This window comes from Streptomyces sp. P9(2023), from assembly GCF_032436795.1.
Classification (GTDB): Bacteria; Actinomycetota; Actinomycetes; order Streptomycetales; family Streptomycetaceae; genus Streptomyces.
On sequence record NZ_JAUPWM010000520.1, the window covers coordinates 1 to 268 of the forward strand.

A 268-nucleotide genomic window follows, 5' to 3' on the forward strand; every position below is an offset into this window, starting at 1 on the left:
TGCATTTCTTAGGCGCACCAAGCGATCATATTCAACGTGAAGGTGTTTATCCAGCACAGACACTGGCTCACTCTGCAGAAGTGGCTGTAGCACTGCTGAACGGCCAAGAAGCTAGCCCAGTTCAAGAAGTAACAGTAGAGACTCAAAGCTTGGCGCTTAATCACGCTTTGAGGCTAGGTAAAGAGCAGCGCTATGTGCGTGGTGTTTTTGCAGGCGGTACATTCTGTTTTGAAGCACAGCTTATTTGCCACGAAGCGGGTATTACTGG

Annotated in this window: 1 protein-coding gene; it reads left to right on the forward strand. The window is 48.9% G+C overall.

Going from position 1 to position 268, the window contains the following annotated elements:
* Positions 1-268, forward strand: a 268-nt coding sequence (locus Q5762_RS38575; RefSeq protein ID WP_315896979.1) for a hypothetical protein, incomplete at both ends; no start/stop codon positions are given.